Annotated in this window: 9 protein-coding genes; 2 read left to right on the top strand and 7 right to left on the bottom strand. The window is 64.1% G+C overall.

Annotated elements, in window-relative coordinates; translation table 11 throughout:
- Nucleotides 1-180 precede the first annotated feature (180 nt).
- The 4 genes from ACZYOF_RS28120 to thiD all read right to left on the bottom strand — a co-directional run bounded on the left by ACZYOF_RS28120 (nucleotide 181) and on the right by thiD (nucleotide 4,279).
- On the bottom strand, nucleotides 181-1,170 hold the full coding sequence (locus tag ACZYOF_RS28120) for a threonine/serine dehydratase (protein ID WP_282527763.1): 990 nt from the start codon (nucleotides 1,168-1,170) through the stop codon (nucleotides 181-183).
- 167 nt (nucleotides 1,171-1,337) lie between these two features.
- Nucleotides 1,338-2,408 (bottom strand): glycosyltransferase family 4 protein, encoded by a 1,071-nt coding sequence (locus ACZYOF_RS28125; RefSeq protein ID WP_282527762.1) that lies wholly within the window; start codon nucleotides 2,406-2,408, stop codon nucleotides 1,338-1,340.
- A complete protein-coding gene (locus ACZYOF_RS28130) occupies nucleotides 2,405-3,217 on the bottom strand; it encodes a UDP-2,3-diacylglucosamine diphosphatase (protein ID WP_028163613.1) in 813 nt (270 codons plus the stop codon). Before ACZYOF_RS28130 ends, ACZYOF_RS28125 begins: the two co-directional genes overlap by 4 nt.
- A gap of 261 nt (nucleotides 3,218-3,478) precedes the next feature.
- The gene (gene thiD, locus ACZYOF_RS28135) at nucleotides 3,479-4,279 is read right to left on the bottom strand and encodes a bifunctional hydroxymethylpyrimidine kinase/phosphomethylpyrimidine kinase (RefSeq protein WP_463717824.1); all 801 of its coding nucleotides are present in this window, start codon (nucleotides 4,277-4,279) and stop codon (nucleotides 3,479-3,481) included.
- Between the two features lie 362 nt (nucleotides 4,280-4,641).
- Between thiD and ACZYOF_RS28140 the strand changes: the two genes are divergently transcribed.
- A complete protein-coding gene (locus tag ACZYOF_RS28140; RefSeq protein ID WP_027579940.1) occupies nucleotides 4,642-4,887 on the top strand; it encodes an Lrp/AsnC ligand binding domain-containing protein in 246 nt (81 codons plus the stop codon).
- A gap of 91 nt (nucleotides 4,888-4,978) precedes the next feature.
- Here ACZYOF_RS28140 and ACZYOF_RS28145 read toward each other — a convergent pair whose 3' ends face one another.
- The 3 genes from ACZYOF_RS28145 to ACZYOF_RS28155 all read right to left on the bottom strand — a co-directional run bounded on the left by ACZYOF_RS28145 (nucleotide 4,979) and on the right by ACZYOF_RS28155 (nucleotide 7,918).
- Nucleotides 4,979-5,713, bottom strand: a complete 735-nt coding sequence (locus tag ACZYOF_RS28145) for a c-type cytochrome (protein ID WP_463717825.1) — start codon at nucleotides 5,711-5,713, stop codon at nucleotides 4,979-4,981.
- Nucleotides 5,670-6,686 carry a PQQ-dependent sugar dehydrogenase gene (locus ACZYOF_RS28150; protein WP_463717826.1) on the bottom strand — a complete coding sequence of 339 codons (1,017 nt, stop codon included), beginning with the start codon at nucleotides 6,684-6,686 and terminating at the stop codon, nucleotides 5,670-5,672. The genes ACZYOF_RS28145 and ACZYOF_RS28150 overlap by 44 nt, the downstream gene beginning before the upstream one ends.
- Nucleotides 6,687-6,985: 299 nt before the next feature.
- On the bottom strand, nucleotides 6,986-7,918 hold the full coding sequence (locus ACZYOF_RS28155) for a c-type cytochrome (protein WP_463717827.1): 933 nt from the start codon (nucleotides 7,916-7,918) through the stop codon (nucleotides 6,986-6,988).
- A 198-nt stretch (nucleotides 7,919-8,116) separates the two neighbouring features.
- On the opposite strand from ACZYOF_RS28155, the gene ACZYOF_RS28160 reads away from it, so the two are divergent.
- Nucleotides 8,117-8,539, top strand: coding sequence for a CHRD domain-containing protein (locus tag ACZYOF_RS28160; protein ID WP_463717828.1), 423 nt, complete (start codon nucleotides 8,117-8,119; stop codon nucleotides 8,537-8,539).
- Nucleotides 8,540-8,879 lie beyond the last annotated feature (340 nt).

Consider the following 8,879-nt stretch of genomic DNA (forward strand, 5'->3'; position numbering starts at 1 on the left):
AATCAAACATTGTCAGGTGCTTCAATCCGCCGCAAGGGCAGTCAGCCAATCGATCGGTCAGGGCCAGGGATGTGGACGCCGCGGCTTCATGCGCTGATTGCGCAGGCGCCGAAACGATGTTCAGCGCCGTAGCCCGGGTTGCGCTTCCGCTTCACCCGGGCTACAGAATCTCGGCCTTGTTCAGGCCACCAGCTTGGCGAACAGGTCGGCGTCGACATTGCCGCCGGAGAGAACGATGACGACGTTCTTGCCCTTGGCGTCGATGCGGCCGGCGAGCAAGGCGGCAAGGCCGACGGCGCCGCCGGGCTCGACCACCAGCTTCAGTTCGCGATAGGCGAACGCCACCGCTGCGGCGACTTCCTCATCCGAAGCCGAGACGCCGCGCGCCAGCAGCTTGCTGTTGATCGCAAACGTGAGCTCGCCCGGCATCGCCGCCATCAGCGCGTCGCAGATGGTGCGGGCTGCGGCGGGATGCGGCTCACGATGTCCCGCCTGCAGCGATAGCGCGTGGTCGTCATAGCCCTTCGGCTCGGCGACGATCACCTGGGCTTGTGGGAACTGAGCTTTCACCGCGGTCGCGACGCCCGCGATCAGTCCGCCGCCGGAGGCCGGCGCCACCACGATGTCGGGGTCAAGCCCAAGCGCGGCCATGTCCTCGGCGATCTCGCGGCCTGCGGTGCCCTGCCCTGCGATCACGAAGGGATCGTCGTAGGGACGCACCAATGTCGCGCCACGCTTGCTCGCAATGCCATTGGCGATCGCCTCGCGGTCCTCGCGGTCGCGGTCATAGAGCACGACCTCGGCGCCATAGGACTTGGTGCGCTCGCGCTTGGTGATGGGCGAGTCCGCCGGCATTACGATGGTCGCCTGCATGTTGAGGATCTTCGCCGCTGCGGCCACACCTTGGGCGTGGTTACCAGAGGAGAATGCGACGACCCCGCCGCCGCGCTGGGCCTGCGGGATCGACGACAGCTTGTTGAAGGCGCCGCGGAACTTGAACGAGCCGGTCCGCTGCAGCATTTCCGGCTTCAGGAACACCTTGGTCCCGGCGCGCTCGTTGAGGACGGGAAAGGACAGCAGCGGCGTGCGCACCGCGAACGGCGCGACCACCTTTGCGGCGGCTTCGATATCAGCCGCGTCGACGGGTGGATTTGCGATGATTTCGGTCATACGCAATTTGTAACGCGGCCGCCGACAGGCCGGCAAGACGCTTCTGTGTGATGCACAGAAGGAGGTTCGTAGCCCGGGTGGAGCGGAACGCGTAACCCGGGACCGCTGGTCAACGCCGATACAGAAGTCCCGGGTTGCGCTGCGCTCCACCCGGGCGACGGGTCAGGCTAGGCCGCGAAATGCGGGTCCTCGGCCACGAATTCGGCCGGATCGTTCTCGGGCGCGGCTTCGGGCTCGACCGGCCGGAGATTGAGGGCGTGGTCGATAAAGACGCGCGCCGAGGCTTGCCAGGTGTGGCGCGCCGCAAAGTCGACGCAGACCCGCGCCGGGATGCTGAGCGCCTCCAGGCAGGCCTCGCGGAGGTCTTCCTTCAGCGCGCCGACCGGCGCAGTACCGATCACGTCACGCGGACCGACCACTGGGAAAGCGGCGACCGGCAGGCCGCTCGCAAGCGCCTCCAGCAGCACCAAACCGAAGGTGTCGGTCCTGCTCGGGAACACGAACACATCGGCAGCGGCATAAATGCGCGCCAATTCCTCGCCGTGCCGTGCGCCCAGGAACACGGCGTCGCGGTATTTCCGCTCCAGTGCCGGACGCGCCGGCCCGTCGCCCACAACGACTCTGGTGCCCGGCAGATCGAGGTCGAGGAAGGCTTCCAGGTTCTTCTCGACCGCCACCCGGCCGACGCTCAGGAAAACCGGTGCCGGAAGACAGAGGTCGACATGGCGCGGATGGAACAGCGCGGTATCGACGCCGCGCGACCACAGCACCACGTTGCGAAAACCGCGCGAGCGCAGTTCGGCGGCGAGCGCCGGGGTTGCCGCCATCACCGCCTGGCTCGGCCGATGGAACCAGCGCAACAGCCGCCAGACCCAGCTTTCCGGGATCGGCGAGCGCGCCGAGACATAGTCGGGAAAGCGGGTGTGAAAGCTCGTGGTGAACGGCAGGCCGCGCTTGCGGCAATAACGGCGCACCAACAGGCCGATCGGACCTTCGGTGGCGATGTGGATGCTGTCAGGCTTGTCCTGCTCGATCAGCGCGGCAATCGCGGCCGGATGCGGCAAGGCCAGCCTGAGGTCGCGATAGCTCGGCATCGCGAAGGTGCGGAACGATTGCGGTGTGAGAAATGCGATCTCAACGCCGAGGCCCTTTGCCGCCTCGGCCATCATGGTCAGCGTCCGAACCACCCCATTGACCTGGGGATGCCATGCGTCGGTCGCGACCAGGATTTTTGTCATGCGGCGCGCGCCGTGACCCGTGGAACTGGTGCGATGCGCCGGACCGGATCGGTCCAGGTGATGATCTCGAAGCGGCCGTCCTCATGCTCGGCCAGCGCCGTGCAGCTCTCGACCCAGTCGCCGCAATTCATGTAGCGGATGCCGTGTTCGTCGCGGATGGTCGCATAGTGGATGTGGCCGCAGATCACGCCGTCGCAGCCATGGCGACGCGCTTCGCTGGCGAGCGTGGTTTCGAACGCGCCGATATAGTTCACCGCCTTCTTGACCTTCAGCTTCGCCCATTGCGACAGCGACCAATAGGGCACGCCGAACATGCGGCGGAAGAAGTTGACGAAGCGGTTCATCTGGATCGCGAAGTCGTAGGCCTTGTCGCCGAGATGGGCGAGCCAGCGCGCATTCTGCACCACGAGGTCGAAGATATCGCCGTGGATCACAAGGTAGCGCTTGCCGTCGACGCCGGTGTGGATGGTGTTCTCCATCACGTCGATGCCGCCGAAATGCGTGCCGTAGTATTTACGCAGGAACTCGTCGTGATTGCCGGGGATGTAGATGACCTTGGCGCCCTTGCGTGCCTTGCGCAGCATCTTCTGCACGAAGTCGTTGTGGGTCTGGGGCCAGTGCCAGCTCGACTTCAGCGCCCAACCGTCGACGATGTCGCCAACCAGGTAGATTGTGTCGGCATCGTGAGAGCGCAGGAAATCCAGCAATCGGTCGGCTTGCGACCCGCGGGCTCCGAGATGGACATCGGAGATAAACAACGTGCGAAAGCGCCGCTCGGGGCTCTCTTCACTGAAAGAGTCGCTTCCCATACCTGTGCACCTAACAAATCCCTGTGACAGGGCGATGACGATTCGTCGCAGCCAACGGTCCCACCAGAATCAGCTATGCGCCCCTTTGAAATGCGGATAACAGCGCCATGCGACAATCTGGCGACACGAGGGGCCGTGGATGTACGGAACGAGGCCTGTAGCCCGGATGAAGCGAAGCGCAATCCGGGATAAGCGGCCTCCAGGCGCGCAAAGGCCCCGGATTACGCTGCGCTCCATCCGGGCTACGGTGTTGCGGGTCGTCTAATAAAATCTGTGAAAATGATGCACCGGCCCGTGGCCGTGGCCGACGGTGAAACGATCGGCGGCTTCGATCGCGGCGCTGATCCAGCGCTTGGCGTTGCGCACGGCTGACGTCACGTCTTCGCCCTTGGCAAGCTCGGCTGCGATCGCCGACGATAATGAGCAGCCGGTGCCATGGGTGTTTGCGGTGTTGATGCGCGGCGCGGCGAGCACGATCGCGCTGTCGGCATCGACGAGATAGTCGATGCTCTCGCTGCCCTGCCCGTGCCCGCCCTTGATCAGCACCGCCTGACAGCCGAGCGCAAGCAGCCGCCTGCCCTGGCTCTCGATGGCGGCCTCGTCTGCGGCCATCGGTTCATCGAGCAGTGCTGCGGCTTCCGGCAGGTTCGGGGTGATCAACGACGCAAGCGGGATCAATCTCGTGCGCAGCGCATCGACCGCCTCCGCGGCAAGCAGGCGATCGCCCGAGGTTGCAACCATCACCGGATCGAACACGACATGCTTCGGCGACCAGCGCTCGAGCCCGGCCGCGATCGCATCGATGATCGAGAGCTCGGCGACCATACCGATCTTGACCGCGCCGACCGCGAGATCGGAGAACACTGCATCGATCTGCGCGGTCACGAACTCGGCCGGCACCTGGTGGATGCCGCGCACGCCCATCGTGTTCTGCGCGGTCAGCGCGGTGATGACGGAGGCGCCGTAGACGCCGAGCGCGGCAAAGCTCTTCAAATCCGCCTGGATGCCGGCACCGCCAGAGGAATCCGAACCGGCAATGGTAAGTGCGATCGGCGTCGTCATCGGAAAGCTGCCACGCAGTAGACGATCATGGGTTGTCCTAGGTTTGATCATCCCTTGTCGAATCGAGCGGAGACCTGGACTTCACCTCGCCCCGCTTGCGGGGAGAGGTCGAAATTCAAGCGCAGCTTGAATTTCGGGTGAGGGGGGGCCTCCACGAGGGTATCTGCCACCGTGTTCGTGGAGAGAGCCCCTCACCCCAACCCTCTCCCCGTAAGGACGGGGAGAGGGAAGTGCCGCCGTCAATCCGTACTAATTAAAATCAGTTCGCTTTAGCGCCAAGGACCAAGGCCGGCAAGCTGGCTTGCCATCGCACCCCGAATTTGGCTCTATGCGCCGGCTACCCTGCCCCGGAGATGACAGCGATGGTTCCCTTCTTCATCCAGATCAAGTGCAAGCTCGGCCAGTCCTATGCCGTCGCCAATGCGCTGGCGGAGGCCGAGATCGCTTCCGAGATCTACTCCACCGCGGGCGATTACGATCTCCTGGTGAAGTTCTACGTCGACAAGGACACCGACATCGGCCATTTCGTCAACGAGAAGGTCCAGGTCATCCCGGGCATCCAGGACACCCACACCATCATCACCTTCAAGGCGTTCGGGACCACCTAGAGCATGATCCGGAAAAGTGGAAACCAGCTTTCCCTCGCCACGAACGCGAAGCGTTTGTGCGGAGATCGATTCCGTCTAATCTGGTCATGAGCTAATTGACATGGCCGACTGCCCAGACATAGGCGGCCACCGCGGCAGTGTCGGCGTCCGACAGCTCGGCACCTCCCTTCGGCGGCATGACGCCCGTATAGTTGCGCGGGTGCGGTATGCCGTCGGTCACCGTCTTGGTGATCGCCGCGAGGCTGCCGTCGCTCCACACCCAGTTGCCGGAAGTCAGGTCTGGACCGACTGACGTCCCTCGGGCATCGGACCCGTGACATCCGCTGCAGGTGCCGTTGCTGGCCTCGCCGTGGAAGATGCGGTCGCCGAGCGCAACCTGATCCTTGGTGGCGCCGGGCGGCACCGACAGATCCGCCGTGGCGCGCCCAGCGTCGGCATGCGTCCCTTCCGGCGGCGCGGCCGCGCCACTCGAACCCGGCGCCGGGGCGATTGCCGGTGCGGCAGCCAGCCGCGCGGTTGCCGCATCGCCGCGATAAGTCACTCGCCAGATGCGGCCATGCACGTCGTCGCCGATATAGAGAGCCCCGTCCGGCCCCATCGCAAGGCCGCTCGGCCGAAAGGCGGCGCGACCGGGATCCATGTGCGCGCCTGCAAAGCCGTCCGCGAACACCACATAGCTACCTGTCGCCTTGCCGTCGGCCATCGGCTGGAAGATGACATTGTAGCCCGCCTGCTCCCGTGGCGCGCGATTCCACGAACCGTGGAAGGCGATGAAGGCGCCGTCACGATAAGGCTCGGGGAACTGGGTGCTGGTATAGATCAGCATATCGTTGGGCGCCCCAATGGCCGGGAAAGGCAGCAACCGGCGCTAGCTTAGCGGCGCAGGCCCCGACCGCCTTGCCGCCGTCGCCGCCATATTCCGGCGCCAGGACGAGCTTTTTCTGATCTTGGTCGTAGTAGCATTCCGGCCATCCGTAATCGCCACCCTTCTTCAGCTCGAGGAGCTCCTCGGCCGGCAGCTCGACACCCTGCTCGACCGTGTAGAGCTTGGGCCAATTCTGCGATAGCTGATCGCGACCGTGCTGGGTGACATAGAGCCGCCCGGCCTTGTCGAACGCGAATCCCTCGCCGTTGCGGATGCCGGTGGCGTACCGCTCAGCCGCTGAGAAGGTCTGATCGGTCTTGTTGGCGTCGTAGCGCCAGGTGCCGGCGCGCGTCTCCAGCTCGGTGCAGGGATTGAGACCGGGCGACAGCGGCATGCGGTTGTCGGCCTGGCAGGCATTGGTCGCGGATCCCAAATCGACGAACAGGTTGCCCGTCGCGTCAATGACGAACGGGTGCATCGGGTGGTCGCCGGTCAGCGGCATGCCGGCCACCACCGTCTGCGGCTGGCCGGCCGGCGCGATTTCGTCCGGCGCGCGCGCATAGCGGACGATCTTGTCGTTCAGTTCGGCATAGAGCGCACCATTGTAGAGCGCGATGCCGGTACCGCCGGCGGCGCCCGTGGACTTGTCCGGGCTAAAGCGCCGAATGACGTCTGCCCTCCCGCTGCCAGTCGTGTCCTTGAGCGCGAGCAGAAATCCGCCGGCCGGCGGAGTGTCGTTATGGTAGTAACGACCGCTCCAACTGTTGGCATAGACAACATTGTCGCTGCTGACCGCAAGATGGCGCACATGGCCGAGATTGTCGGCAAAGACCGTAGCGCAAAATCCGGGCGACAGGGTGATGCCGCTATCCTGATTTTGGCATTCTGCGGCGGCGGCGGCGCCATGGGGAGCGGCCGCCGTAGCTATGGCCAACACCAAGATAGCTGAAGGGAGATTTATCTTCGCGCGCTCGTGTGACGGCATTGTCTCTGGTCCCTCACGCGGCCCAACGGAACTGAACCACGGGCTCAGTTCGCTTAACACCGCTATCTCCGAACGTTTATAACGATAGCGTTTATTGAAACGCAGGCATTCGGATTTGCACGAGGACCGGGGACTCAAAGCTTTGTGATCGGATCGGGAACAAACTCAAAAGATGCTGCGCCGGCTCCAGACGGTTCTCTCTTCGCCGTTCGGATGTGCCGTTCATCAAGCACTTACGAGTACACGCCCTAGGTCTTGGTCCCGCTCAGCTTCGGCGGCGGCGTGGGCCCCTCGACCGGTGGCAGCGATTTGAGATAATCCGCCATCGCCGCGCGGTCGTCGTCGGACAATTGCGATGTGTTCTTGATCACGCGCGCCATCAATCCGCTGGCGCTGTCGCCCTCAGGCAATTCGCCGGTCTTCAGGAAATAGGCGAAATCCTTCACGCTCCAGTCTCCGAGATTCTTTTGCGTGATGTTCGGCACCCAGCCCTCGCCCTCCGGATTCGGTCCGCCGCCAAAACGCTGCGCGCGGATGATGCCGCCCAGGACATTGCGCGGGCTGTGGCACTCCGCGCAATGGCCAAAACTGTTCACGAGATAGGCCCCGCGATTCCATTGCGCGGAGCGTGTCGGATCCGGCGTGAACGGCTTGCCATCCATGAACAGGACTTTCCAGACGCCGATGTTGCGGCGGATGTTGAAGGGAAACGGCACGTCGTGATCGCGCACCGTGCCGGCGACCGGCGGCAGCGTCTTGATGAAGGCGAAGAGGTCGCGGACGTCCTCGATCTTCGCATGCTGGTAGGACGTGTAGGGAAACGCCGGGAAAAAGTGGGTACCTTCCGGCGAGGTGCCCTTCATGACCGCGGTGACGAAATCAGCCTCGCTCCATCGGCCGATGCCGTCATTGGGATCGGGCGAGATGTTCGGCGCATAGAAGGTGCCGAACGGAGAAGGAATCGCGAGCCCGCCGCCGAGCCGGGTGCGATCGGGCTGGTCGGGCACGGCGTGGCAGGACGAGCATCCGCCCGCGTTGAAGATGGTGGAGCCGTTGTTGATGTCAGGCTCATAGGCCGGCAACGCGCTGGCCGCGATCGTCGAAGGTATGGTCAGCCACCAATAGACGCCGACGGCGACAATGCCGGCGAGGATGACCGCGGGATATGTTCGTCGCAACATGGTCCGACCCGTCATTGGAGCGCTTTCGAGCGAAGCGGGACACCGCTTCGCGCTGCATCGATCGAGCGGCTAATATGGCGACAGTTTCGGCCATGCGCTTGCTCGAAATTTTCCGCGCTCGCGGGCGATTTTGGGAATAAAGCGGATAAGCTATTGTTTTGAGGTCGACACTCATCCGAGGCCAACAGGGAGAAAACCATGCCGAACAAGACCATGCTTGCCACGCTCGCGCTCGGAGCCGCCGTCGTGTTTGCCGGTCCTGCTCTCGCCGACAAGTACAAAGTGCCGTTGGACAGCAAATCGGAAGTGCCGCCGAACAGCAGCAGCGGAACCGGCACCGCCGATATCGACTATGATCCGGCGACCAAGAAACTGAGCTGGAAGGTGACCTATTCCGGCCTCACCGGTCCCGCCACCGCGGCACATTTCCACGGTCCTGCCGAAGCCGGCAAGAACGGCGGTGTCGCGGTCCCGATCCCGAATATCGCCTCGAGCCCCGCCGAAGGCAGCGCCACGCTGACGGACACGCAGGCCGCCGATTTCCTCGCCGGCAAGTACTACGTGAACGTCCACACCGCAGCCAATCCGGGCGGCGAAATCCGCGGCCAGGTCGTGAAATAGGCGAGCCACGAGCGTTCATTCCTGAAGGCGGATGCTGCGGCATCCGCCTTTTTCGTTTTGTACCTAATGAGGTAGATCGGCGGTGACCACGATGAAGCTGCGCCCCCTCTCCCGCCTGCGGGAGAGGGCTGGGGTGAGGGTATCTCCGCGATAAAGACTCTTCGTGTGGAGAGAGCCCTCACCCGGCGCTTACGCGCCGACCTCTCCCGCAAGCAGTTCTGTGCGTCAAGTTCAGCAAAATCGGTCATGGGGTCCGGCCAAGCCATCCCCTCGGAGCCGCCGTCGCTCGCTCGCCCCAAGCGCAGCGCTGGCGAGCGACGGCGGCTCCGAGGGGTGGCGT

It is taken from the genome of Bradyrhizobium sp. LeoA1Lang, from assembly GCF_055413685.1.

Coding starts and splice junctions, on each gene's coding strand:
- ACZYOF_RS28120 (WP_282527763.1), bottom strand. CDS start 1,170: ATGACCGAAATCATCGCAAATCCACCCGTCGACGCGGCTGATATCGAA.
- ACZYOF_RS28125 (WP_282527762.1), bottom strand. CDS start 2,408: ATGACAAAAATCCTGGTCGCGACCGACGCATGGCATCCCCAGGTCAAT.
- ACZYOF_RS28130 (WP_028163613.1), bottom strand. CDS start 3,217: ATGGGAAGCGACTCTTTCAGTGAAGAGAGCCCCGAGCGGCGCTTTCGC.
- thiD (WP_463717824.1), bottom strand. CDS start 4,279: ATGACGACGCCGATCGCACTTACCATTGCCGGTTCGGATTCCTCTGGC.
- ACZYOF_RS28140 (WP_027579940.1), top strand. CDS start 4,642: ATGGTTCCCTTCTTCATCCAGATCAAGTGCAAGCTCGGCCAGTCCTAT.
- ACZYOF_RS28145 (WP_463717825.1), bottom strand. CDS start 5,713: ATGCTGATCTATACCAGCACCCAGTTCCCCGAGCCTTATCGTGACGGC.
- ACZYOF_RS28155 (WP_463717827.1), bottom strand. CDS start 7,918: ATGTTGCGACGAACATATCCCGCGGTCATCCTCGCCGGCATTGTCGCC.
- ACZYOF_RS28160 (WP_463717828.1), top strand. CDS start 8,117: ATGCCGAACAAGACCATGCTTGCCACGCTCGCGCTCGGAGCCGCCGTC.